This window comes from Neptunomonas concharum (assembly GCF_008630635.1).
In the GTDB taxonomy this organism is placed as follows: Bacteria; Pseudomonadota; Gammaproteobacteria; order Pseudomonadales; family Balneatricaceae; genus Neptunomonas; species Neptunomonas concharum.
On sequence record NZ_CP043869.1, the window covers coordinates 420,150 to 445,742 of the forward strand.

At 47.3% G+C, this 25,593-nt stretch carries 26 protein-coding genes and 1 CRISPR repeat array; of the genes, 22 read left to right on the forward strand and 4 right to left on the reverse strand.

The window, feature by feature from the left end:
* Positions 1–3 precede the first annotated feature (3 nt).
* Positions 4–243: an exodeoxyribonuclease VII small subunit gene (locus F0U83_RS01950; RefSeq protein ID WP_138986268.1), complete on the reverse strand. Its 240-nt coding sequence runs from the start codon at positions 241–243 to the stop codon at positions 4–6.
* A gap of 181 nt (positions 244–424) precedes the next feature.
* Between F0U83_RS01950 and pomA the strand changes: the two genes are divergently transcribed.
* Both pomA and F0U83_RS01960 read left to right on the forward strand, forming a co-directional pair.
* Positions 425–1,183: a flagellar motor protein PomA gene (gene pomA / locus F0U83_RS01955; RefSeq protein WP_138986269.1), complete on the forward strand. Its 759-nt coding sequence runs from the start codon at positions 425–427 to the stop codon at positions 1,181–1,183.
* Positions 1,184–1,193: 10 nt separating this feature from the next.
* Positions 1,194–2,135 carry a flagellar motor protein MotB gene (locus F0U83_RS01960; RefSeq protein WP_138986270.1) on the forward strand — a complete coding sequence of 314 codons (942 nt, stop codon included), beginning with the start codon at positions 1,194–1,196 and terminating at the stop codon, positions 2,133–2,135.
* Between the two features lie 56 nt (positions 2,136–2,191).
* Here the strand turns inward: F0U83_RS01960 and F0U83_RS01965 are convergent, their stop codons facing one another.
* Positions 2,192–2,497, reverse strand: a complete 306-nt coding sequence (locus F0U83_RS01965) for a c-type cytochrome (RefSeq protein WP_138986271.1) — start codon at positions 2,495–2,497, stop codon at positions 2,192–2,194.
* A gap of 216 nt (positions 2,498–2,713) precedes the next feature.
* Entirely contained in the window at positions 2,714–2,923 is a 210-nt protein-coding gene (locus tag F0U83_RS01970) for a hypothetical protein (RefSeq protein ID WP_138986272.1), read from the reverse strand.
* Positions 2,924–3,240: 317 nt separating this feature from the next.
* Between F0U83_RS01970 and urtA the strand changes: the two genes are divergently transcribed.
* The 20 genes from urtA (at position 3,241) to ureG (ending at position 25,019) form a co-directional block, all read left to right on the forward strand.
* Positions 3,241–4,479 carry an urea ABC transporter substrate-binding protein gene (gene urtA, locus F0U83_RS01975; RefSeq protein ID WP_138986682.1) on the forward strand — a complete coding sequence of 413 codons (1,239 nt, stop codon included), beginning with the start codon at positions 3,241–3,243 and terminating at the stop codon, positions 4,477–4,479.
* Positions 4,480–4,554: 75 nt separating this feature from the next.
* Positions 4,555–6,177, forward strand: a complete 1,623-nt coding sequence (urtB, locus tag F0U83_RS01980) for an urea ABC transporter permease subunit UrtB (protein WP_170221702.1) — start codon at positions 4,555–4,557, stop codon at positions 6,175–6,177.
* Positions 6,178–6,180: 3 nt separating this feature from the next.
* Positions 6,181–7,263, forward strand: coding sequence for an urea ABC transporter permease subunit UrtC (urtC, locus tag F0U83_RS01985; RefSeq protein ID WP_138986273.1), 1,083 nt, complete (start codon positions 6,181–6,183; stop codon positions 7,261–7,263).
* Positions 7,260–8,099 (forward strand): urea ABC transporter ATP-binding protein UrtD, encoded by an 840-nt coding sequence (gene urtD, locus F0U83_RS01990; protein WP_138986274.1) that lies wholly within the window; start codon positions 7,260–7,262, stop codon positions 8,097–8,099. The genes urtC and urtD overlap by 4 nt, the downstream gene beginning before the upstream one ends.
* A 2-nt stretch (positions 8,100–8,101) precedes the next feature.
* Positions 8,102–8,797 carry an urea ABC transporter ATP-binding subunit UrtE gene (urtE, locus tag F0U83_RS01995; RefSeq protein ID WP_138986275.1) on the forward strand — a complete coding sequence of 232 codons (696 nt, stop codon included), beginning with the start codon at positions 8,102–8,104 and terminating at the stop codon, positions 8,795–8,797.
* Positions 8,794–9,642 carry an urease accessory protein UreD gene (locus tag F0U83_RS02000; protein WP_138986276.1) on the forward strand — a complete coding sequence of 283 codons (849 nt, stop codon included), beginning with the start codon at positions 8,794–8,796 and terminating at the stop codon, positions 9,640–9,642. Before urtE ends, F0U83_RS02000 begins: the two co-directional genes overlap by 4 nt.
* A 69-nt stretch (positions 9,643–9,711) precedes the next feature.
* Entirely contained in the window at positions 9,712–10,560 is an 849-nt protein-coding gene (locus tag F0U83_RS02005) for a BrxR family helix-turn-helix transcriptional regulator (protein WP_138986277.1), read from the forward strand.
* 150 nt (positions 10,561–10,710) lie between these two features.
* Positions 10,711–11,688, forward strand: coding sequence for a type I-F CRISPR-associated endonuclease Cas1f (cas1f, locus tag F0U83_RS02010; protein WP_138986278.1), 978 nt, complete (start codon positions 10,711–10,713; stop codon positions 11,686–11,688).
* Positions 11,685–15,074: a type I-F CRISPR-associated helicase Cas3f gene (gene cas3f, locus F0U83_RS02015; RefSeq protein ID WP_138986279.1), complete on the forward strand. Its 3,390-nt coding sequence runs from the start codon at positions 11,685–11,687 to the stop codon at positions 15,072–15,074. The genes cas1f and cas3f overlap by 4 nt, the downstream gene beginning before the upstream one ends.
* A 14-nt stretch (positions 15,075–15,088) precedes the next feature.
* Positions 15,089–16,369 (forward strand): type I-F CRISPR-associated protein Csy1, encoded by a 1,281-nt coding sequence (locus F0U83_RS02020; RefSeq protein WP_138986280.1) that lies wholly within the window; start codon positions 15,089–15,091, stop codon positions 16,367–16,369.
* A complete protein-coding gene (gene csy2, locus F0U83_RS02025) occupies positions 16,366–17,250 on the forward strand; it encodes a type I-F CRISPR-associated protein Csy2 (protein WP_138986281.1) in 885 nt (294 codons plus the stop codon). Before F0U83_RS02020 ends, csy2 begins: the two co-directional genes overlap by 4 nt.
* 14 nt (positions 17,251–17,264) lie before the next feature.
* Positions 17,265–18,293 carry a type I-F CRISPR-associated protein Csy3 gene (gene csy3, locus F0U83_RS02030; RefSeq protein WP_138986282.1) on the forward strand — a complete coding sequence of 343 codons (1,029 nt, stop codon included), beginning with the start codon at positions 17,265–17,267 and terminating at the stop codon, positions 18,291–18,293.
* A 9-nt stretch (positions 18,294–18,302) separates the two neighbouring features.
* Positions 18,303–18,941, forward strand: coding sequence for a type I-F CRISPR-associated endoribonuclease Cas6/Csy4 (cas6f, locus tag F0U83_RS02035; protein ID WP_138986283.1), 639 nt, complete (start codon positions 18,303–18,305; stop codon positions 18,939–18,941).
* A gap of 156 nt (positions 18,942–19,097) precedes the next feature.
* Positions 19,098–20,445: a CRISPR direct-repeat array (repeat unit 28 nt; unit sequence GTTCACTGCCGCACAGGCAGCTTAGAAA).
* A gap of 212 nt (positions 20,446–20,657) precedes the next feature.
* Positions 20,658–20,960, forward strand: a complete 303-nt coding sequence (gene ureA, locus F0U83_RS02040) for an urease subunit gamma (protein ID WP_138986284.1) — start codon at positions 20,658–20,660, stop codon at positions 20,958–20,960.
* A gap of 9 nt (positions 20,961–20,969) precedes the next feature.
* Positions 20,970–21,281, forward strand: coding sequence for an urease subunit beta (locus tag F0U83_RS02045; RefSeq protein ID WP_138986285.1), 312 nt, complete (start codon positions 20,970–20,972; stop codon positions 21,279–21,281).
* Position 21,282: 1 nt separating this feature from the next.
* Positions 21,283–22,986 (forward strand): urease subunit alpha, encoded by a 1,704-nt coding sequence (gene ureC / locus F0U83_RS02050; RefSeq protein WP_138986286.1) that lies wholly within the window; start codon positions 21,283–21,285, stop codon positions 22,984–22,986.
* A gap of 7 nt (positions 22,987–22,993) precedes the next feature.
* A complete protein-coding gene (gene ureE / locus F0U83_RS02055; protein ID WP_138986287.1) occupies positions 22,994–23,461 on the forward strand; it encodes an urease accessory protein UreE in 468 nt (155 codons plus the stop codon).
* A gap of 17 nt (positions 23,462–23,478) precedes the next feature.
* The gene (locus tag F0U83_RS02060) at positions 23,479–23,679 is read left to right on the forward strand and encodes a hypothetical protein (RefSeq protein WP_138986288.1); all 201 of its coding nucleotides are present in this window, start codon (positions 23,479–23,481) and stop codon (positions 23,677–23,679) included.
* Positions 23,680–23,685: 6 nt separating this feature from the next.
* Complete coding sequence (locus tag F0U83_RS02065) at positions 23,686–24,351, forward strand: urease accessory protein UreF (protein ID WP_138986289.1); 666 nt, start codon at positions 23,686–23,688, stop codon at positions 24,349–24,351.
* 23 nt (positions 24,352–24,374) lie between these two features.
* Positions 24,375–25,019, forward strand: a complete 645-nt coding sequence (gene ureG, locus F0U83_RS02070) for an urease accessory protein UreG (RefSeq protein ID WP_138986290.1) — start codon at positions 24,375–24,377, stop codon at positions 25,017–25,019.
* Here ureG and F0U83_RS02075 read toward each other — a convergent pair.
* A complete protein-coding gene (locus F0U83_RS02075; protein ID WP_138986291.1) occupies positions 24,994–25,575 on the reverse strand; it encodes a hypothetical protein in 582 nt (193 codons plus the stop codon). The genes ureG and F0U83_RS02075 overlap by 26 nt on opposite strands.
* Positions 25,576–25,593: the final 18 nt, after the last annotated feature.

The window sequence follows — 25,593 nt, forward strand, 5'->3', positions numbered from 1 at the left end:
CGGCTATTCCTGCTCCAATATGAAGGGCTCGGTTTTTAACTGGTTGTTCTCGACCGAAAGCACCTGAACTTTTTGTTCTGCGTTATCTAAAATAGATTGGCACTCACGGGTGAGTTTTATACCCTCTTCAAAAGCGGCTAAAGACTCTTCCAAGGATAAGTCGCCTTGCTCCATGCGCGATACAATGGATTCAAGGCTGGCCAAAGATTGTTCGAAGTCTAGAGGCTGTTTTTTACGAGGCATGGGCAACAATTCCTACATGAAAAGATGCGATAAACTAACGAATCGACAACTAAGGGTCAATCAATCCTGATAATGGCCGACATAAACCTATGGTCGGGAGAGTATACCAGCCCTCTATTCTGGTATTATCCTTAAAAAACGTGAATCCGTGGTAAACGATGTACTGTAAAAGGAGATTTGTGTGGATATAGCGACGCTTGTCGGCTTATTAGGCGGCTTCGGTATTGTTATAGCGGCCATGGTGACAGGAGGTGATGTCGGTGTTTTTATCAACCCGCCATCCCTTTTGATCGTTATTGGTGGCACTTTACTTGTAGTATTGATGAAGTTCACACTCGGGCAGTTCTTAGCGGCAGGCAAAATTGCTGGTAAGGCCTTTATGTTTAAATCGGTTAGCCCCGAAGATATTATTAGTGAGACAGTGGAGCTGGCGGATGCAGCGCGTAAAGGTGGCTTGCTCTCTTTAGAAGACAAAACGGTCAGCACTGACTTTATGCAGCGTGGCATACAGTTGCTGGTTGATGGTCATGATCCCGATATTGTCAGAACACTTCTTAATAAAGAAGCCAAGTTGACAGCAGATCGTCACGAATTCGGCGCAAAGATCTTCAGTGCGATGGGAGATGTAGCGCCTGCGATGGGTATGATCGGTACTCTGGTCGGTCTGGTACAGATGCTCTCGAACATGAGTGATCCTAAATCGATCGGGCCTGCGATGGCCGTGGCATTGTTAACAACCCTTTATGGTGCGATGGTCGCTACCATGATTGTACTCCCCATTGCTGATAAGTTGGCTGTGCGCAAAGATGAAGAAGCGCTAAATCAGGCGCTAACGATTGATGGATTATTGGCGATCCAGGCTGGCCAAAACCCACGAGTCATTGAGCAGATGCTAAGAAACTATCTGCCAGAGAAAAAACGTATCGCAGCGAGCAGCTAGGGTAGTGTAAATGAGTGACGAAAACGAACAGGAATGTCCTCCCTGCCCTGCGGGCTTACCGGGCTGGTTAGCAACCTTTGCTGACTTGATGTCACTGCTAATGTGCTTCTTTGTACTTTTGCTTTCTTTCTCGGAGATGGATGTACTCAAGTTCAAGCAGCTAGCCGGTTCTATGCGGGAAGCTTTTGGGGTGCAAAACCAGATCAAAGTTGAAGATATCCCAAAAGGTACATCGATTATCGCGCAAGAGTTTAGCCCGGGACGCCCCGAGCCTACGCCTTTGAATGAAGTCCGTCAGATGACGGTTAACAATGATATGAATACTTTAGATATTCGATCAAAAGAGGGCGAGTCTGAGAACCTCGATAAACAGCAGGGCGAGGCCGAACAGCTTCAACAGATGCAGCAGCAGATGGAAAAAGAAGCGAAGGAGCAAGCGGTGAAGTTCGCGACTGCACTCGCCCAGGAAATTGGCGATGGTAGTGTTGAAGTCGAAACGGATGAGCGAAAAATCATTATCCGTGTTAAAGAGAAAGGGTCATTCTCCTCAGGGTCAGCAGAGCTGAAATTTGAGTACATTCCGGTGATGGCAAAAATTCGGGATGTACTGATTGAGGTCGAAGGTGAAGTATCTATAGAAGGGCACACCGATAACGTACCTTATTCAGGCAGAACGTTCTTATCTAACTGGGATCTTTCGGCAGCTCGTGCGCTGGCTGTTGCCAATGAGTTGTTTGATGATCCACGTATTGATCAAAGCAAATATCAAGTGATTGGTCATGCAGCGACAAAGCCGTTGGTACCTAATAATACAGCCAACAACCGGGCGACCAATCGTCGTGTAGAGATCGTTATACAAAAAGGGAAAGATAAAGAGTTGTTAGAGAAAATTCAGGCAAGAGGGTTGGGTGATACTGAAGGAGCGCGCCTCGCGCCTAACGAAATTTTTTAAGGTCGGCGCATAAAAAAAGGAGCCTCCATTGGCTCCTTTTTTGTTGGCTAAAATGCTTATTTAGAGTTGCTCAGCATATGGTCAATAGCGGCAGCTAGCTCAGCATCAGAACAGTCCATGCAAGTGCCCTTAGGCGGCATAGCGTTGATACCCGACTTAGCGGTTGCTAGCAAAGCGTCTGCGCCCTTCTCCGCACGAGGAGCCCATGCTGCAGCATCTCCAAATTTAGGTGCGCCCGCGACTCCTGCTACATGGCAGACAGCGCATTTAGTTTTATAAACTTCTTCGCCGGTACGTTCAGCGTTAGCTGCAACGGGCAGCATCAGAGCAGCTACAGCTGCAAGTGCAAATGCTTTTTTCATGGTAATACCTTTATTAGTGCTCACAAGTTAATGTATCGGAATCTTTTAATGCACGCAGTTTAGGTGCTTAGCCTGCACCAGTAAATAGGCCATTAGCTATGAATGTTTAGTGAATAAGGATAGATTAACAAAAAAACAGTAAGTTGATTGACACGTATCAAGATTATAAAAAAATGCCCGGCTAACCGGGCAAGTACTACGACAGAAACTAATACGCTAGCGATTGGAACCAAGGCCCATGGCATAACGTGCTTGGTTTTGTTGGCTGGCCTCTAGTTGGCGAGCTGTCTGTTGTTCTAATTGAAACTCTAAAATAGCCTGATCCACGATAGCACGTGGCGCTGTCACTAAATTTTTCACATCTTCTATTGAATATCCGCGCTTCAGTAACTGCTTCAGCTGTGCGCTTAAATGATGGTTTTCCATCGTATCTTCCTCCATTAATTCTCGGTCACATCATGCCTTTTTTAAATGACATTTTTGTGTCAGCCCGTAGGCTTTTTAATCATTGCGCTGCGATGGTGCAGCCGGACTTGTAAAAACGCATACGTGCTTTTTTATTGTGCGCTGCAAAAAATAAAATCTGCTTGAATTATCTGCTTTCGTTCCTAACTTTATGAAAATAAATAACAATTAAGAATTGGTATGCACTGTGCTATTGCCTCTAAGAGTTTTAATTACGAGGAGCAATAACAGTGAAAGCATTTAAAAAGACGTTACTCGGTGCTGCATGTACTTTGGCAATGACTGCTTCAATTAGTTCCGCCTTCGCAGAAGAGACGATTAAAGTCGGTATTCTGCACTCATTGTCGGGCACCATGGCGATCAGTGAGACAACCTTAAAAGACACCATGCTGATGCTGATTGAAGAGCAAAATAAGCAAGGTGGTTTATTGGGTAAAAAGCTTGAGCCTGTGGTTGTTGATCCTGCTTCTAACTGGCCGCTCTTTGCCGAAAAAGCGCGAGAGTTAACATCGAAAGAAAAAGTCGATGCCGTGTTTGGCTGCTGGACATCGGTATCCCGTAAGTCGGTATTACCTGTTTTCGAAGAAACCAATAGCTTGCTTTTCTACCCGGTACAGTACGAAGGGGAAGAATCTTCTAAAAATGTATTCTACACAGGCGCAGCTCCAAACCAGCAGGCGATTCCTGCAGTTGACTATCTTATGGATCAAGGGGTAGAGCGTTGGGTGTTGGCTGGTACAGACTACGTTTACCCGCGTACTACTAACAAAATTCTGGAAGCTTATCTAAAAGCAAAAGGTGTAGCTGCTGACGATATCATGATCAACTACACGCCATTTGGTCATTCGGATTGGCAATCAATTGTCTCTGACATTAAAAAGTTTGGCTCTACGGGTAAGAAAACGGCGGTTGTTTCCACCATTAATGGTGATGCCAATGTCCCTTTCTATAAGGAGCTAGGCTCGCAAGGCGTGGCCTCCTCTGATATTCCGGTGGTTGCTTTCTCGGTTGGGGAAGAGGAGCTATCCGGTATTGATACTGGCCCGCTGGTTGGCCACCTTGCGGCTTGGAACTACTTCATGAGTGTAGATAGTGAAGCCAATGACAGCTTTATTGATGCGTGGCATACATATATCAAAGATGATAAACGTGTAACCAATGACCCGATGGAAGCGCATTATTTAGGTTTCAAAATGTGGGTAGAGGCAGTGAAAAAAGCAGGGACGACAGACCCGAGCGCTGTTCAAGATTCCATCATTGGTGTGACGGTACCCAATTTGACGGGTGGCTACGCGACCATGATGCCGAACCACCATATCACTAAGCCGGTATTGATTGGAGAGATTCAAGACGATGGTCAGTTCGCCGTGGTATGGAATACTGCAGGCACGGTTGCCGGGGATGCATGGTCTGATTATTTAGAAGGCTCCAAGGATATCATCTCCGATTGGCGTGCTCCGTTATCGTGCGGTAACTACAACGTCAAAACTGCAAAATGCTCTGGTCAGAACTTCTAATCGTCCCGAGTTTTTACAAAACCCGTCGGCCAGTGGTGCTGACGGGTTGACGCTGTATCTCAAAGAGTAATGTTTATGTTGAATCTGAACACGCAAACGGTTCGGAATTCACTGTTTAGTCTGTTGGCTCTCCTGTTAGTAATCTGTGTGCCTGTCAATGCGACTGAATCGTCTGATTTCTCAACCATTGAAAAACTTCTGATGAGTAATGCTTTCCAAGATAAGGGTAAAGCCATTGCGTTGTTAGGAAAGCGTTCTAATGCTGCCGATGAGGGATTGTTACAACGCTTGTTGGATAGTCAGCTTTATTATCATAAAAAAGATAAAAAACTGGTGATCATTGAGTCCTTTGAAGAAGGGGCCAAGGCCACGTCAATTTCCGGGTCGGAAGAGCAAATCTCCCGCAAAAGGGACTATAAAAAAGTTGTTCTGAATAATCAGCTTAGGAATCAGATTCATCGTATTCTTGCGGAAATAGGCCTGAACGCACCTGTTGCTTCCGAACGGCTTGATTCCGTTAGAGGGCTGCTCAAAGACCTCTCTCCCCGCACCCTTGATCTTCTACGTCAGCGATTGGCGGTAGAAGGAAAAAAATCGGTTAGAGAGGTGTTACAGGTTGCATTGGCGATTAACCAGCTTAAGCAGCCCGATATCGCTCTACAGTCGCAAGCGATTGAACAATTAAGCGGCTCTCTGGAGCAAGAAGCACGAGCTTCATTAGTGGGCTTTATTCAGCAAACAGAGTCCCCAGCATTAAAAAAACAGGCGCAAATTGCACTGAAGTCTATTGAGGATAAAGTCCAGTACTTTGCTTGGCTTGAAACCTTCTATTTTGGCTTAAGTTTAGGTTCTGTACTGGTATTGGCCGGTATTGGGCTTGCGATCACCTTCGGCGTGATGGGGGTGATCAATATGGCACATGGTGAGCTCATTATGATTGGCGCATACACCACCTATGTGATTCAGCAGTTGATGCCAAACCATATTGGACTATCCATTATCGTGGCCATTCCTGCGGCTTTTGTTGTGTCGGGCTTGGTCGGTATCGCTATCGAAAGAGGCGTGATCCGCTTCTTGTATGGTCGTCCTTTAGAAACGTTGCTGGCTACCTTTGGTATTAGCTTGATTTTACAACAAGCGGTACGTTCTATTTTTTCGCCGTTAAATCGCAGTGTAGAAACACCGGAATGGATGAGTGGTTTAATCGAAATTAACCCTGTGTTTGCTCTGACAGAGAGTCGGCTCTATATCATTCTTTTTTGCTTGGTGGTGTTCGTTTTACTGTCGTTAGTGCTGAAGAAAACACCATTAGGGCTCCAAGTGCGTGCTGTCTCCCAGAATAGGGCTATGGCACAAGCAATGGGGGTGCGCTCAAATCGTGTGGACGCCCTGACATTTGGCTTAGGCTCTGGTGTGGCGGGTATCGCCGGTGTCGCCTTATCGCAATTAACCAACGTAGGACCAAACTTAGGCCAAGCCTACATTATCGACTCCTTTATGGTGGTGGTCTTTGGTGGTGTGGGTAACTTGTGGGGCACGTTGGTTGCAGGCCTTAGCTTAGGGATCGCAAATAAGATTATGGAGCCGTGGGCAGGCGCTGTGCTGGCGAAGATTCTCGTGTTGGTGTTCATTATTCTATTTATTCAAAAGCGCCCTCGTGGTTTGTTTCCACAACGTGGCCGTGCGGCGGAGGGTTGATCGATGCTGTTTAATCTTCTGAAAAATGACCGAGGCGGTCAAATCATGTTGGGCGTACTGCTAGTAGTGACCGTAGCTGTGCCTTTTTTGAACCAGTTGCCAGCTGATCACCCGTTGCATATACCCACGTATACCGTAACCCTGATGGGTAAATACCTGACATTAGCGCTGTTGGCGGTTGCGGTTGATTTGGTATGGGGATACTTAGGTATTTTGACCTTAGGCCACGGCGCATTTTTTGCGCTAGGTGGGTATGTCATGGGGATGTACCTAATGCATCAAATTGGTGATCGGGGCGTATATGGGAACCCCGATCTACCTGACTTTATGGTCTTTCTTAACTGGCAGGAACTGCCTTGGTTTTGGCAGGGATTTGATCAGTTCTGGTTTGCTGCACTCATGATTTTACTGGTGCCAGGATTGTTGGCGTTCATCTTTGGTTGGTTGGCGTTTCGTTCGAGAGTCTCCGGTGTTTACTTATCCATTATCACGCAAGCCATGACATACGCTCTGATGCTGGCCTTTTATCGTAACGAAATGGGTTTTGGTGGCAATAATGGCCTGACCGACTTTAAAGACCTGCTGGGTTTCTCCCTGCAGGAAGATAGCACGCGCTTGGCGCTGTTTGTGGCCTCAGCTATTGCACTCGCGATGGGGTATCTACTGTGTCGCTATCTCACCAATAGTCGTTTGGGACGTGTTTGTGTTGCGGTGAGGGATGCAGAATCTCGCACCCGGTTTATGGGATATCGAGTAGAAAACGTCAAACTGTGGGTATTTACGCTGTCTGCCATGTTAGCGGGTATCGCGGGCGCGCTCTATGTGCCTCAAGTAGGCATTATCAACCCCAATGAATTTTCGCCGCTTAACTCGATTGAGGTGGTTGTGTGGGTGGCGGTTGGTGGTCGAGCCACACTATACGGCGCGGTGGTCGGCGCGCTGCTGATCAACTACGCGAAAACGTATCTGACTGCTGAACTGCCGGAGATCTGGCTGTTTGCGCTGGGCGGTATATTTGTCATGGTCACGCTGTTATTACCTAAAGGTGTGATTGGCTTGATTAAACGGAAGGAGGTGCAAGCATGAGTATTCTAAACACCTTGGAGCAGGTGGCCGATCGCCACCATGTCTTCCCGTTTATGATGCCGCAACAAGCCCCCGCTTTGGATGTCTCTCATAATGTGCTGCTCTATCTAGAAGGGATTTCGGTGAGCTTTGATGGCTTTAAAGCGATTAATGATCTGAATCTTTACATCGACGATGGCGAGCTGCGTTGCATCATCGGACCTAATGGTGCGGGTAAAACCACCATGATGGATATCATCACTGGTAAAACCACACCTGATAGTGGCTCGGCTTGGTTTGGCCAGACGATTAACTTGCTCGACCTAGATGAGCCTGCTATCGCACAAGCAGGAATCGGCAGGAAGTTCCAGAAACCCACCGTGTTTGAAGCACTAACCGTGTGGGAAAATCTCGAACTCGCCATGGCGGATGATCGCGCCGTATGGTCTATCCTGCACGCGCGCCTAAACAGTGAGCAGCAGGATCTACTGCATGAAACACTGATACTGATCGGCCTAAAAAGCCACGCCAAGATGCAGGCGGGCAAACTCTCCCATGGGCAAAAACAATGGCTAGAGATCGGTATGCTGTTGATGCAAAAGCCACGTTTGCTCTTGGTCGATGAGCCGGTAGCGGGCATGACTCACCAAGAGATGGATCGTACCGCTGAACTGCTAACATCATTGGCAGGGCGGCACTCCGTTGTGGTGGTAGAGCACGATATGGACTTTGTACGCAGTCTGGCAGGTAAAGATCGAACCGTCAGCGTGCTGCATCAGGGGAGTGTCTTATCAGAAGGTTCCATGGATAAAGTCCAAAACGACCCCCGTGTTATTGAAGTCTATCTGGGAGAGTAGGGATGTTAAAAATAGAAGGCCTGAATCAATTTTATGGGCAAAGCCATACCCTTTGGGATGTGGATATGCACATCCCAAAGGGCAAATGCACCGTACTTATGGGGCGCAATGGCGTTGGTAAAACCACACTGCTGCAATGCATTATGGGGCACCATCCCGTCAAAAGTGGCCGAATCACCTTAGCAGGCGAGGAACTCCTCAATAAATCGGTAGAAGATCGGCCCAGACTAGGGATTGGCTATGTACCACAGGGGCGGCAGATCTTTCCTCTCTTAACCGTAGAAGAAAACCTACAGATCGGACTGCCGGTGCGTGCCAGAGGGGATCGTAAAATCCCCGGCTACATCTTCGAGCTGTTCCCTGTACTGCATGAAATGCTACAACGGCGGGGTGGCGATTTATCGGGAGGGCAGCAACAACAACTTGCTATTGGTCGTGCGCTGGTTGTTGATCCGCAACTGCTGATGTTGGATGAACCCACCGAAGGTATACAGCCCAACGTGGTTGCCGAAATTGGCGACATCATTCGTAAACTCAACCGGGAGATGGGCCTCACGGTTTTGCTGGTGGAGCAAAAGCTGCCATTTGCGCGCAAAGTCGGTGATCAATTTTGTATTCTGGATCGTGGTCGGCCTGTCGCCGAAGGCAGCATGGATACACTCAGCGATGCTCTGGTAAAAGAGTACCTCACCGTATGAATACTGACACTAAGCCGAATATCGAGGCCTCGCAAGGTTGGAAAGCGGCCTTGCACCTAGGGTATGAACCCCGTCAAAATATTACCAAGCTTGTTCGGCGCACGCAGCGTGGACCGCTTGCGGTACAGCGCTCCCTCTATCCCGAAGGCGCGACCTGTCACACCTATTTGCTACACCCGCCCGGCGGCGTCGTTGGTGGAGATCAGTTGGATATTCGAGTACAGACCAGCGAGGGTGCTCATGCCGTTATTACCACACCGGGAGCCACCAAATTTTACCGATCAGAAGGGAAGCAAGCCTACCAGCGGCAAACCCTCACAGTAGAGTCTGGTAGCACGCTGGAGTGGTTGCCTCAGGAAAATATCTGTTTTCCCGGTGCACACGCCCAGATCACCAGTGACATCTACCTTGCTTTAGGGAGTCGATACTTGGGGTGGGAAATACAATGCTTAGGTCGCCCAGCGAATGGCGAAACCTTCGAAATGGGGCTGATTAATTCAGCCAGTCGTGTGTGGATGGGCAAAAAGCTCGTGCTAGTGGATCAACTGCGTAACCAAGGTAGCGAACTGATCCGCAGTGCATCAGGGCTACGCGGCCATGCAATGAACGCTACCCTTATCGCAGGCACGCTGGGTGAAGCGCATCTTGAAGGGGTGCGCGCATGTCTTGGCGAGATCGACACCGACTGCCAGTTTGGTGTGACCTGGATGGACGATTTACTGATTGTGCGGGTTTTAGGCAATAACACCGAAGCAATACAGCAACTGCTCATACCCGCGCGTGACTACTTGCGCGAACATTGGCTTAACCAACCAGCCCATGCACCGAGGATTTGGGCGACCTGAGTCATTGTAATTACTGAATTAGCGACTAGTATGGATTCAGTAAAAGCAACGTAGCACAGGGATACTGCCATGGACGCAGTCAGTGAAAAGCTCCGCTATATCGACAACGAACGGTATAGAGTTATCGAACTATTCGCACGATGGGAGGGGCGTATCAACACCACGCACCTCCAAAATATATTTGGCGTGGGTCGACAAAAAGCCTCCGACATCATTAAAAGCTATAGCGAACGCTACCCAAACAACCTCATCTACAACCCCTCCATCAAAGGCCACCAACCGACAGAACACTTTCAAGCCTATCATGCGGGCAACACCTTTGATGAATACCACCACATACTTGCTCATAGTGGCTATCCAGAGTATCTGTCGTTTATGCAGACAGGTTTCTCACTTATTGAAGCCCCGCTGCGGAATATATCCCCCGCACTGGTGCAGCCGATTATTCGAGCGATACGAGAAAAACTCAGGCTCGACATCGGCTACGCTTCTGTGACCACACCCGAATATGAATCCCGCATCATCTCGCCTCATTGTTTGGTTTTTGACGGCATACGCTGGCATGTCCGTGCATGGTGTGAAAAAAACCAACAGTTCAGAGACTTTGTGCTCTCCCGATTTAGTGGTGAAGTCGAGTTTGAAGGCCCCGCCTCATATACCGCCGAAGATGACGAACGCTGGAACACATGGCTCGACATCATCATAGAACCCGATCCGCGCCTGCCGCCAGCCAAACGCCGGATTATTGCCATGGACTATCAAATGGACAATAACCAGCGAGTGATACCTGTACGCGCTGCACTTGTACTTTATGTATGGCAACGCTTACGGCTGGATCACTACGCCCCCGACCCCGAAGCTCAACAAATCACCATAACACCGGACAGCCACAAAGCCATAAAACCCTACCTGCCTTAAAAAGCGACATGTGTTTATCCACAGTGTTGAGCGCACACAGCGCATAGGATTGAATGCAATCGTCAGGAAGGCAGAAGGATGAAAGAACAAGGTAAAGGATACCAAGGAATAGGGAACGCCAAGGAAGGCTCAGACTTGAGGGAAAAGAGGATGGAACAGTTTTCACCATCAGATATGAAAACCATATTGCACTCAAAGCGTGCCAATATGTATTACCTCGAATACTGCCGAGTCATGCAAAAAGATGGACGCGTGCTCTATCTGACCGAAGCAAGCAAAGAGAATCAGTACTTCAATATACCTATCGCCAACACAACGGTGATCATGCTAGGGACAGGAACATCCATCACTCAAGCGGCTATGCGAATGCTCTCCCAAGCGGGGGTGTTGGTCGGTTTTTGTGGTGGCGGTGGTACACCTTTACATATGGCGTGCGAAGTGGAATGGCTGACGCCCCAAAGTGAATATCGCCCCACTGAATATTTGCATGGGTGGATAAAGTTCTGGTTTGAGGACGACAAGCGCCTGCAAGCCGCACAACAGTTCCAAACAGCGAGAATAGATTACCTTGAGCGCGTCTGGAGTCGAGATAAAGACCTCAAAGGAGAAGGTTTCTCCATAAAAGATGCCTTGTTAGTAGCCCCATTCGAAACATTTTATCAACGCACAGAAGCCGCAACCAAACAATCCGACCTGCTGCTAACAGAAGCCCAGCTAACCAAAGTGCTCTACAAATACGCGGCTAATAACGTCGATATAAGCGACTTCACTCGCCAGCACCAGTCCACTGATAAGGCCAACGACTTTTTAAACCACGGAAACTACTTAGCGTATGGCCTTGCCGCGTGTTGCTTATGGGTGCTAGGTATCCCACACGGCTTTGCTGTGATGCATGGCAAAACACGACGTGGAGCATTGGTGTTTGATGTCGCAGACTTAATCAAAGATGCCATCGTACTCCCATGGGCTTTTATCTGCGCCAAAGAAAATGCCACCGAACAGGAGTTTCGCCAACAAATCCTCCAAAAGTTCACTGATCATAAAGCGTTAGACTTTATGTTCGATACGGTGAAAGCGATCGCATTACAAGACTACACCGCACAGCAAATCGAGGAGCATGGCCTATGATGGTGATTTTTGTTTCTCAATGCGAAAAAAACGCCCTCAAGAAAACCCGCCGCGTACTGGATGCCTTCGCTAATCGCATTGGTGATAACACATGGCAGACCCTCATCACCGAAGAAGGGCTGTTAACTGTAAAAAAAATGCTGCGCAAAACCGCTAGCCGCAGTACCGCTGTTAGTTGTCACTGGATTAGAAGTCGATCTCGGAGCCAGTTTTTATGGGTCGTGGGTAATAAGAAGAAGTTTAATGTAGAGGGCGTGGTGCCGGTTAATAGCACGGAAAAGGATTTGCTGAATAGCGAATATGAAAGTGATTGGAAGTACCTACCACTCATTAAAGCACTTGCTGCGATGGCCGCGTTATTACATGACTGGGGTAAGGCCTCGTTGCTCTTTCAAGAAAAATTAAACCCAGATATCAAAACCAAGCACAAAGGTGACCCGTTACGTCATGAGTGGATCTCTTGCTTGTTGTTTCACCATTTTGTTGCACGCCAAATTAGAGGAAATGACGATCAAGCGTGGTTGAACTCACTTATAAGTGAAGGTGTTGATGAGTCCAGCTTTTCTTCAAATACTCTAGAAAGAGAGAAACCGTTTTCTGAATTACCCAGCGGAGCTGCGCTAATTGCTTGGTTAATAGTGTCACATCACAGACTACCATTGCCGAAAGACGAAAAGTTATGTCGTGAACAGCGAGACAAGGATAATGCTGATTTGGCAAGTTTGCTGGCTAGAATTACTCAAGCGTGGGGTTATGAAAACCGTTCTGAAGATTACGATACACTTTTGCCCAAATGCTTTGCATTTCCGTTAGGGCTACTCTCCAATTCTAATGTCTGGCTAACAGAACTGCAAAATCGAGCCAAAGATTTACTGCATTATCTTCCCTTATTGGAGCTCGCTGTAAGTGACGGCAGTTGGCGTGTCATATTGCACCATGCACGGCTGTGCTTGATGCTGGGTGATCATTATTACTCTTCGCAAGCCAATGACCCCCAATGGCAAATATCAAGTAAATTGTACGCGAATACAGACCCGAAGACGAAAGCGCTGAAGCAAAAGTTGGATGAACACCTAGTCAATGTAGCTAAAGTTACGGTTAATACCGTTAAATTGCTGCCGTTTTTTGAATCTGAGCCTCTTAAATCGACCGATATTGCTGAATTAGCACCTAAAGCAAGTACGTCTAAATCGTTTCGTTGGCAAGACAAAGCTGTACGTAAAATTCTTGGGTGGCGTGAGCATACAGAGGATAAAAGCCAAGGTTACTTTGTAGTAAATATGGCGAGTACCGGCTGTGGGAAAACCATGGCTAATGCCAAAATTATGCAAGCTCTCTCGGATGATGGTGAAAGCCTGCGTTTTGTTCTAGCTCTGGGGTTGAGAACGCTCACGCTACAAACCGGAGATGAATATAAAAAACGCCTTAAATTACAAGATAGCGATTTGGCTGTGTTGATTGGCTCCAAAGCCATTTACGAGTTACATCAGTCAGGTCAACAAGTTGATAAAGACGAAGTCGAATTAACCCAAGAAGAGGTTGGCTCTGAATCGATAGAAAGCTTGCAAGAAGAAACAGATGAATTGCATTGGCAAGGGGTGTTACCTGAAGAAGAACTCACAACAATTCTCTCGACTGATAAAGGAAAATGCCAGAAATACAGAGCTTTGCTTTATGCGCCGGTGCTAGCCTGCACCATTGACCACATTATGGCTGCAACTGAAACCAAACGCGGTGGACGTTATATTCTTCCTTGCTTACGTTTAATGTCCTCGGATTTGGTGATCGACGAAATAGATGATTTCACGGGTGATGATTTAATTGCGATTGGGCGGTTAATACACCTTGTAGGGATGCTCGGGCGTAAAGTAATGATTTCATCAGCAACTATCCCTCCAGATTTAGCGCTCGGTTTGTTCAATGCCTACCGTCAGGGCTGGGCTATCTTTGCTGCGAGCCGTGATCGCGTAGCCAGTATTAACTGTGTTTATGTCGATGAATTTGCCACGAATACTGATTTAGTTGGTTGTGATGATAATGATCTAGATGCCTATCAGCTGTTCGGGCAAAACTTTATTACCAAGCGTGTAGATAAGCTCAAGCAGCAGATAGCTAGGCGTAAAGCTGAGATCATACCCTGTATCAAGCAGCCTGATGCACCGGTGAATGAGCAGTATTTTGGCTATGTGAAACAAGCGATATTGGATAAACACCAACAGCATTTTACTTTAGATCCACAAAGCCAAACGCATGTTTCGTTTGGTGTGGTCAGAGTTGCAAACATTCAACCCTGCGTTGAGTTAACTAAGTATTTACTCAGTTGCGACTGGCCAGCAGATATCGAAGTGCGCTGTATGGCTTATCACAGTCAGCAAGTGCTGCTACTGCGCCATGAGCAAGAAAAACATCTTGATCAGGTGCTTGAACGCAAGGAAAGTATTGGTGAGTTACCCGTAGCCTTTGCTAACTCCATCATTCGTCAGCATTTAAATTCCAGCTGTAAGAAAAACCTGCTTTTCATTTTAGTAGCAACCCCTGTGGAAGAAGTTGGGCGAGATCACGATTTTGATTGGGCAGTGATTGAACCCTCCTCTTTTCGTTCGATTATCCAAATGTCTGGGCGGGTTCGAAGGCATCGTGATGGGGAGGTAACTTCGCCTAACATTGGTTTACTGCAGTACAACTACAGAGGTTTTAAAGGTGAAGAAGAACGCGTTTTCAACCGGCCCGGGTATGAGGCGGATCAAACGACACAATTACAATCGCATGATTTAAAACAATTAGTGGATGAGCAAGCACTACTTCAGTCGGTAAACGCTGTTGCCCGTATTCAAAAGCACTCGATGTTAGAGCCACACAAAAACTTGGTGGATTTAGAACACTTCGCCACTGCCAAAACGCTCGGGACTGATCAAATTGGTCAATTAAAAAAGGGCACGGTTAGTCGACAGGATAGATACAGTCGTAACCGTCGTGACAGCCAACCTAAATCTTACTGGTGCGATCATCTACACGGTCATATTCATGGTTACTGGTGGCTTACGGCACTGCCGCAATACTTCAAACGCTTTCGCAAAAGCGAACCTTCAGTGCAGCTTTACCTAATAAAAAAGGCGCGAAGTATCGAGTTTTGTTTACGTGGTGATCAAGGTGGATTTTGCCCAGTTGAGCGCACTTTGAATATTGGACATCAGCCACTAGAACTAGAGCAACAGCAGAAACTATGGCTACAACGAGATTACAGCGAGCTAGTGGGTTTATACAGCCCCAGTCTTGAGCAGGAATCGGTGACTTCAATGCGATATGGCGAAATCAGTTTTATACACCGCGATGGAAATACGCAATATAGCTACAACGACCAGTTGGGGTTGGTAAAGGTGAAATAATGGAGGGGAATACAATGTTAGACCCAGCAATAGAGGCCTTTTTTACAGAACGAAAAGAGGCGTGGCTTGAGAAGAATCTCAAAGGAGAACTGGATGAGTCACAAGTTATCAAGAAGAAACAAGAGTGTGAACAGCGCTTTTCACTTAAAAACTGGATACCCAATGCGGCTCAACGAATATGCAGTAGAGCGTTGTCTACACATCCAAGTAAATTCAGTCACCCAAGCACGGGTGTTGGCAAAACAAATAAGAAAGACGGTTCTTTTGTTTCGCCCATACTTTTCGAAGGAACTTATAGGATCGATGGTTATTTAAGGTCTGGTAACGTGCGCTTTGAATTAATAGATTCTGTCGGTAACGCTGGAGAGTTGGATGTAGAGGATTTTCTTCGAATTGTTATTTCAGATGGGATGACTGTAATTCAGCATATCGAAAATGAAACGAGTTTAGGTAAGGAAATACTGGAAGTCGATGGATGTAGCTACAAGGAGCTAAGAGAAGGTCTTTTAGTTATTAAAAGTTCCAATGAACCTATCTCTACGAATTCAAAAATCAAACAGGTTTACTTTCCCATAGCAGACGAAAAATACCACCTTCTTTCTTTACTTACGCACTCAGGCCATTTATTTGAACAGAGAAAACGTATTGAAGATTTGCGCTTTTCTGAACAGGTTACAGTGGCTAGAGAGTGCCGGAAAAATGATAAATATCACGCACTAGGCTATAGCGAGATTTTTGGCATAACAACGATTGGTTATGGCGGTACTAAACCAGCAAATATAAGTGTACTCAACAACCAAAATGCGGGAAAAGCGCATTTGCTAGCATCCGTTCCGCCAGAGCTAAGGCAAAGAGATATCCGGCTGCCGAGAACTGATTTTTTCAAAGAGTGCTTTACCGCTTGGCAAGCTAAAGAAATATTAGAAGCGCTTCATCGGCTGTATATAACCGATCACAACAACATAGATATTCGTCAGGGGCGCGACTATCGCATACAACAATACGTTGATCTGGTGATTGAAAAAATGTGGCAAGTTCGTTTATTTCTTGCTGAGCACCAAGGGGAGTTGTCCAGCGAGTTGCCGCTGGAGCAAAAAATTTGGCTTTATCCTGATCGTGAACTGCAACGGGAGCAAGAGAATGAATGGCTCAATAAAATTACCCGTCATATTGCGCGCAGCTTAATTAACCATTACAGCCGTAACAAATTTATCTCTACACCCGTGATGCTGGCAGACCAAGAGCTATTAGCTATTGAGGATATAGTCAATGTTAACAAGGAGAGTTTGCGATGAATCTGCTGATACTACCGCATATTAAGATTCATAACGCAAATGCGTTATCGAGTCCTTTCACAATAGGTTTTCCTGCGATGACTGCATGGCTGGGCTTTACTCATGCGTTAGAGCGCAAACTAAACTCAAAGGGTTTTCCTGATTTGATGCTACACAGTGTAGCTGTGGTGAGCCATCACTGTGATGTGCAAACCTATAAAGGTGAAGGTGACTTTGTTCATTCAATTATTGGTACAGGTAATCCGCTGGACAAGGATGGTTCGCGCTCAGCATTTATCGAAGAGGCACGTTGTCACTTAGATGTTTCGCTAGTGATTGAGTGGAGTGGCAATGATGAGGAAGTCCAAAATGCTAGCTTTGTTGAGCAATTACAATCTGTGATAGCTGGGATGAAGGTTGCTGGTGGCGATGTACTGAGTTTATACAAGCCTATCATTGACTCTGTGATTGATTCACAAGATAGATCGCGTCTGATACGTACACTCATGCCAGGATATGTACTGATTGAAAGGCGAGACTTGATGATTGAAGCGATGCAGGAGGGCGCTGATGCTTTAGATGCCTTGCTAAGCTATCTCACAGTTAATCACAGTTGTGAGCAACTCCCCGACGAAAGTATTGTTTGGCGTAGTCAACGCAAAGCCAGAGGTTGGATTGTACCGATAGCAACGGGTTTTCAGGGTATATCCCCACTTGGTGAGGCTAAAAATCAACGCGACCCCACTGTGCCACACCGCTTCGCCGAAAGCGTCGTTACACTCGGTGAATTCATTATGGCGCATAAAGTTAAGCATCTCGATGACATGCTTTGGCAGTATGCCCCAGAAGTAGAAAACGATCTTTACCTTTGTCAGCAAGTTAATGCGAATAACTCATATTAATAAGGAAATATATCATGGCTAAAAATAACGATACCGCTTCAGTATTAGCGTTTGAAAAGAAACTGGTTCCGTCGGATGGCTATTTGTTTGGCACAAACTGGGATACTAAAGAGCAAGTAACTCCGCTAGCGCTGCAAGAAAAGTCCGTGCGCGGTACAGTTTCTCATCGGCTAAAGAAAAGTGGTGAAAAGGATATAATGAAACTAGATATGGATATCGCATCCCCAAACCCACAGCGTGTAGATGCCTGTGCTCTTGGGCAAGATCAAGACACTCTTAAACTCCACTTTACTTTAAAAGTGTTAGGAGACCTATCTAAGCCATCGGCTTGCAATAACGCGCTATTTAAACAGAGTTATAGTGCTGCAGTAGAACAGTACATCGCTAAGTATGGTTGTTTAGAACTTGCTAAACGTTATGCGACTAATCTTGCCAATGCTCGCTTTTTATGGCGTAACCGCGTGGGAGCAGAAGAGATTGAAGTACAGGTCAAAGCACTTAACAAAGGGGCTGAGCAAGCTTGGATATTCGATGCGAAAAAGTTTAGTACGCGTGATTTTGATCATAATGATTCGCAGGTAAACATCTTAGCGGAGCGCATTGCCAATGTATTAGCCAGTAAATCTGAACATCTAATGCTACAAATTGACTGCTATGCCAAAGTGGGTAAAGCGCAAGAAGTTTACCCAAGTGAAGAGTTAGTAATGGATAAAGGCAACAGCAAGTCCAAGAAAAGCAAGATTCTCTATGCTGTTAATGACCATGCGGCAATGCATTCTCAAAAGATTGGTAACGCGCTGCGTTCTATTGATACTTGGTATCCAGAATATGCATTGGAGGAGCAAAGTGCAGGTGCGATTGCTGTTGAAGTTTATGGGGCGGTTACCAATTTAGGTAAAGCATTTCGTACCCCAAAAAAGAACGACTTTTACACATACTTCGATAAGTGGGCGCGCGGTGAGGCCTTGCCTCGCGAAGAAGACGAGCATTATGTGGTTGCCGTATTAGTGCGCGGCGGAGTGTTTGGCGAAAGTGATAAATAGGTGGCGGTTATGAACTACTACCAAGAAATTACTTTACTACCAGACGCTGAAATATCATTAGGTTTTCTTTGGCAAAGCGTGTTCCAACAAGTGCATATTGCACTTGTTGAGCACAAAGTGGGGGCGAATCAATCAGCCGTTGCAGTCGGCTTTCCAGATTACCGCCAAGCGAAGTTTCCATTAGGCAGTAAATTGCGATTGTTCGCTCAAGAGCAAATGACACTAGAAAAGTTAGACATCGGCCAGTGGCTCACTCGATTGGAGGACTATGTGCATATCAAAGGGATCAAAGCCGTACCCAGCGATGTGTCTTACGTAAGCTTTTTCCGTAAACAGGTGAAATCGCCCGAGCGGGTCGAGCGTGATATGCAGAACAAAGCCGTCTTGTGGGCTGAGAAGTCGGGCAAACCACTAGATGAATGCTTAATTGAGCTTGAAAAAAGCAAGCCAGAAACTCTATGTCGTTTGCCATTTGTCTACTTACACAGCCAGCAAACTAAGCAGCGCTCGCCAGATAAAAGTAGCAAGTTCCCACTGTTTATTGAAATGCAGCCTCAAAGTGAAGAGCACGCTGGGCAGTTCGACTGCTACGGTTTGAGTACCAAAACAAATGGCAGGCAAGTAGTCGCCACAGTACCGTACTTTTAAAGGTATTGAGAAAAAGGGTAAGTTTTACCCTTTGTTTATGCTCTTTAAAAATATGTATTAAATTCATAAAGTTACAATGGGTGGTTTTTAACAAGGTAAAAATTCGTTTTTATCCTAACTGCCTGTTGTAACTTATTTTTATATTGCTAATCTATTGTTCACTGCCGCACAGGCAGCTTAGAAAACTGACACCTATAACAATGCCGTCCCCATATGGTTCACTGCCGCACAGGCAGCTTAGAAAGTATGGCTGTCATATAAAACCGAGGAGATTAAGTTCACTGCCGCACAGGCAGCTTAGAAAGGTACAAGCACGACAACTGGGGGCGGTGGCTCGTTCACTGCCGCACAGGCAGCTTAGAAAGCCAGAGCAGGCCGGAAACCGGATAACAAAAAGTTCACTGCCGCACAGGCAGCTTAGAAAACCAATCAGAATGACCACTGATGCCACCGGGGGTTCACTGCCGCACAGGCAGCTTAGAAAAATATCAGCAACTACATCCACATCCTGAAATAGTTCACTGCCGCACAGGCAGCTTAGAAAGGGCTAATCGGCACGGGTGTAGATCGAGCTATGTTCACTGCCGCACAGGCAGCTTAGAAATTACATTGTTTTGACATCCAGAAATGTTCACAGTTCACTGCCGCACAGGCAGCTTAGAAAATGCAGATGGCTACGTTCTTCGGGCCTGATGAGTTCACTGCCGCACAGGCAGCTTAGAAAGATCCCTCAATCAGTGCCTGCGACTTTTTATAGTTCACTGCCGCACAGGCAGCTTAGAAATGAATAGTGTACAGCACATCAACATCAGACGGGTTCACTGCCGCACAGGCAGCTTAGAAATGACTGGCTAGTTGGCTTGCAACGCCAGCCAAGTTCACTGCCGCACAGGCAGCTTAGAAAACTTTATCAGCATCAAGCTTTGTTTTCTCAATGTTCACTGCCGCACAGGCAGCTTAGAAAGAACAAATTCGCGACTATTGCGGCATTGAAAGGTTCACTGCCGCACAGGCAGCTTAGAAAGAATAGTAATGAGTCGCCCTAGCGATTGGACAGTTCACTGCCGCACAGGCAGCTTAGAAAATATTCTGATTCTTCCCGTTTCTGTCAAATCTGTTCACTGCCGCACAGGCAGCTTAGAAAGATGGAGAGTTTTCAAACTCAATCGTCACAGGGTTCACTGCCGCACAGGCAGCTTAGAAATACACGACGCGCAGGGCAATGTCGTAGGATCTGTTCACTGCCGCACAGGCAGCTTAGAAACACATGACCGTTAGGTACCGCAATAGCGATACGTTCACTGCCGCACAGGCAGCTTAGAAAATCTCAAAAACATCATTGTTAACAATGCCGCTGTTCACTGCCGCACAGGCAGCTTAGAAATCTTGTCCGTGATCTTGACGCTTTCTAGCCCGGTTCACTGCCGCACAGGCAGCTTAGAAAATCATCCGGGCTGATATGTCGGCGTAGAGTTCGTTCACTGCCGCACAGGCAGCTTAGATAGAAAGTTCGTTAGGACGATTTCAATCCTATAAGTCGATGACATTATATCTCGCCTCATCTTAGTGCGTTTAAATGTCCTTTATCGGTGCAACGCCTTTTATAAAGTTTCTTTGAGCACCGCAATAGTGCCGTTTAATCCCCTATTTATGTTCTGGTATGTAACTTGCTTTTACTCCTTATCTTAAACGGTTGATGGGGAGGCGTTGGTTGCGATGGAGCTCACACCGCGAGAAAAAGATAAGTTGTTGCTGTTTACTGCAGCGTTGTTGGCGGAACGGCGGATGGCGCGTGGTTTAAAGTTGAACTACCCCGAGTCGGTTGCGTTGATTAGTGCGGCGATTTTGGAAGGGGCGCGTGATGGCAGAACGGTCTCAGAGTTGATGGATTATGGCCGTACCTTGTTGAGTGCAGATGATGTGATGCCCGGTGTAGCGGAGATGATCCATGATGTGCAAGTTGAGGCGACCTTTCCGGATGGCACTAAACTGGTCACCGTTCATGACCCTATTGTGTAGGAGGCTGTAATGATTCCCGGTGAAATGATTACACAGCAGGGCGATATCGAGATCAATCAGGGGCGTGTGACGTGTTCGTTGTCGGTTGCTAATACGGGTGATCGGCCTATTCAGGTGGGATCTCACTATCACTTTTATGAGGCGAATAATGCGTTGGTTTTTGATCGTGAAAAGGCCTTGGGGTTTCGGCTGAATATTCCGGCGGGTACAGCGGTGCGGTTTGAGCCGGGCCAGAGTCGCACGGTGGAGCTGGTAGCGTATGCCGGCGATCGGGTGGTGTTTGGTTTTCAGGGGAAGATCATGGGGGCGCTAGGAGACTAATATGGCAACGATTTCACGACGCGCTTATGCAGAGATGTTTGGCCCAACAATGGGTGACCGCGTACGGTTGGCAGATACCTCTTTGTTTTTAAAGGTTGAAAAGGATCTAACGGTTTACGGCGATGAGGTGAAGTTTGGCGGCGGCAAGGTGATCCGTGATGGGCAAGGCCAAAGCCAGCGACCCAGTGCCGAAACGGCAGATTTGGTGATTACCAATGCGTTGATTATTGATCACTGGGGCATCATCAAAGCTGATATTGGTATCAAGGCAGGCCGCATAGCAGCGATTGGTAAAGCTGGTAATCCGGATGTGCAGCCGGGTATAGATATTGTGATTGGCCCAGGTACTGAGGTACTGGCGGGTGAGGGCTCTATCGTGACGGCAGGTGGAATAGATGCGCATATCCACTTTATCTGCCCGCAGCAGATTGATGATGCGTTGATGTCAGGGGTGACGACTATGATCGGTGGTGGCACAGGGCCGGCTACCGGTACAAACGCGACTACCTGCACACCCGGGCCTTGGAATATCCACCGCATGTTGCAAGCGGTGGATAACTTGCCTATGAATATTGGCTTTCTGGGTAAGGGTAACGCCAGCCAGCCCGACGCATTGAGAGAGCAGGTTGCCGCTGGGGTAATGGGGCTTAAACTGCATGAAGATTGGGGCACTACGCCCGCTTCGATTGATTGTTGCCTAAGCGTAGCGGAGGAGATGGATGTTCAGGTGGCTATCCATACCGATACCTTGAACGAGTCCGGCTTTGTTGAGGATACCTTGGCTGCTATCGGCGACCGTGTGATTCACACCTACCATACAGAAGGTGCCGGTGGTGGCCATGCCCCCGATATTATTAAAGCGGCAGGGTACAGTAATGTGTTGCCCTCCTCGACCAATCCAACACGGCCTTATACCGTCAATACCGTGGATGAGCATTTGGATATGTTGATGGTGTGCCACCACCTTGATCCCTCTATCGCGGAGGATGTGGCTTTTGCAGAGTCCAGAATCCGACGGGAAACCATCGCTGCTGAGGATATCCTGCATGACCTAGGGGCGTTCTCGATGATCGCTTCTGATTCGCAAGCGATGGGGCGAGTGGGTGAAGTGGTGATTCGTACTTGGCAAACAGCCGATAAAATGAAGCAACAGCGCGGCCCGTTACCTGAAGATAGCGCCGAACATGATAATTTCCGTATTAAACGTTATATAGCGAAGTACACGATTAATCCGGCATTGGCTCATGGTATCGCCCATGAAGTGGGATCCATCGAGGTGGGTAAACTTGCTGATCTGGTGTTGTGGAAACCCGCCTTTTTTGGCGTTAAGCCCAGCGCCATCCTGAAAGGGGGGATGATTGCAGCAGCCCCAATGGGTGATCCTAATGCTTCTATTCCTACGCCTCAGCCAGTGCACTATCGGCCTATGTTTGGGGCGATGGGAGCGGCGTGTCACAACACATCGATGTTGTTCTTATCCCAAGCAGCCATAGTTAATGGTGTGCCAGAGAGGTTGGGTTTACAAAGCCTGATTGGCGAAGTGAAAGGTTGTCGGACAGTGAAAAAGTCCGACATGGTTCACAACGACTATCAGCCCGATATCTCGGTAGATTCACAAACCTATGAGGTGAAGGCGGATGGGCAGTTGTTAACCTGTGAGCCGGCAACGTGCTTACCGATGGCGCAACGCTATTTTCTATTCTGAGGTGATGATGATTCAGTTAACACATGTCAGAGACGTGGTGACGTACTATCAAGCAACCTTAAGTTTACCGGTGGATAAACGTATCAAGAGCCGCCTTAAAGTGGTGCTGGATAATGGCCAGGAGGCCGGTTTATTTTTACCTCGCGGCATTATGCTAAGAGACGGCGATCAGCTACAAAGCGATACGGGTTATGTGGTGCAGATTTGCGCGGCGCCAGAGCAGGTATCTTCGGTGACTTGTCAAAGTCGTCATCTATTAATGCGTATCGCTTATCACTTAGGTAATCGGCATGTGCCGTTACAGATCGAAGCGGATTTTATTCGTTATCAACATGATCACGTGCTAGACGATATGGTACGTGGTTTAGGTGGAGAAGTTACCAGCGAGCTAGCACCGTTTGAACCTGAGGCGGGAGCTTATGGTGGCGGTAGCGCTGACGGGCACTCTCATAGCCACCATCATCATGAACATTAAACATTTGGAGTAACAGAATGAAGAGAGTAACCGCTATATCGTTTGGTGCCTTATCGAGTGCGCCTGTTCTAGCCCATGATAATGAAACAACCAGCAGCATGATGGCTACATTGGTGCATCAATTAACGGCTCCTGATCATTTGCTGATGACGGCTGTTGTGGTGGCAGGCATTGCGTTTATGCCCTCTGTGATCCGTCGTATCCGTAATAAAAAGTAGATAACTATGCTGGCTAACGTGCGTTTGTATCAGCTGATTAGCCCTTCGCTGCCGATTGGCGGCTTTACCTATTCGCAGGGGCTGGAGTGGGCAATTGAGGCGGGCTGGGTGACTACGGCAGAAGATTTAGAAGCGTGGTTGGCCTCGGTGATGGCACATAGCATAGCAACCTTAGAGCTGCCCGTTTTACGGCGCCTTTATTTAGCGCTACAGCAACAAGATAGCGAGTCTTTTCTTTACTGGAATCAGTGGCTAAGCGCCAGTCGTGAGACTGCTGAACTACGTAAAGAGGAGAGACAGCGTGGGCAGGCATTGGCAACCTTGTTGCCCAATCTGGGTGTCCCAGTGATGCCCCCGTATGACGAGGCGGTGCGTTCGACACAAGTGGCCGGTTTTGCGTTGGCCGCTTCGTACTTTGATATCCCACTGCGTGAGGCCTGTGGTGGCTACTTATGGGGCTGGTTAGAGAATATGGTGATGGCAGGGGTAAAGCTTGTACCGCTTGGGCAAACCGCTGGCCAACAGCTGATGTTGCGCCTTGGGGAGCAGATCCCAGCGATGGTTGATGCCGCTTTGATGGTGGCAGATGAGGATGTGGGCAGTAGTACCCCTGCACTGGCAATCGCTAGTAGCCAGCATGAAACACAATATACGCGGTTGTTTCGGTCTTAATCGCACGGTTTTGAGGATAGAGTATGAGTGATAGCTATAAATCTCCGTTACGCATCGGCGTCGGTGGTCCGGTGGGTTCAGGCAAAACAGCGCTGTTAGAAGCTCTGTGTAAAGCTATGCGTGATGACTACAATCTGGCGGTGGTCACTAACGATATTTACACCCAAGAGGATGCCAAAATTCTTACCCAAGCACAGGCTTTAGATGCAGATCGCATTATCGGTGTGGAAACCGGTGGTTGCCCGCATACGGCTATTCGTGAAGATGCGTCAATGAATCTTGCGGCCGTTGAAGAGTTAGCACGTCGTCATAAAACGCTCGATTTAGTGTTTGTCGAAAGTGGCGGTGATAATTTGAGCGCGACCTTTAGCCCTGAACTGGCTGATCTGACCATCTACGTAATTGATGTGGCCGAAGGTGAAAAAATCCCGCGTAAAGGGGGGCCAGGGATTACACGCTCTGATCTGTTGATTATTAACAAAATTGATTTGGCTCCTTATGTTGGTGCAGATCTTAACGTCATGGATCAAGATACAAAGCGGATGAGGCCAACATCCCCTTATGTCTTTACCAATTTGAAAGAGGGTAAGGGGTTGCCAGACATCATTCGCTTTATCAAAGAACAAGGAATGCTGGATGTGGTTAAAGCGTCAGAAGCACCCAGCTAGTGATTGTTATCAACCAGATAACCATATGTAAATAACGTATTGGAGTGGCGAGCAGTTGATATTCCCGAGTTGGGCAGTGATGGTTAAGCGCTACTTGAGCCACTAAACTGCCCGGCCAACCGCACAGTAACTCGGCAACCAGTAGTTGCCAATCAGGTACAGAGAAACGACCGGTTTTTTTATTGTGATCCTGATAGATCGTCATCATGGACGCTGCGGAAAAAACGAGATAAGCAAGCAGTGGAATCAGGGAAAAAATCGCAGCTAAAAGACTAAAAATAAATGGAAGGCCGGCAAGTAACCAGTCAAGTGTCTGCAAACGATTAAAGCGAAAATCGCCCATGACCAACCCAGTAGGTTGTACACGGAACGCCTGTAATCGGCCACCCAGTGTGGGTCTGAGGGAGCAAATTAACATCTCACCCAGATGCGGCTGGTGATTGGCAATAAAGTCTTTTAATTCAAACAGAATATCGTCTTTGCTATCGGCAACCGTGATAATGCCGATGCCTTGCTCTTCATTCCAGTCCTTTAAGCGCCCTTTTATGGTAGCCATCGCGTAAGCCCTCCTTGG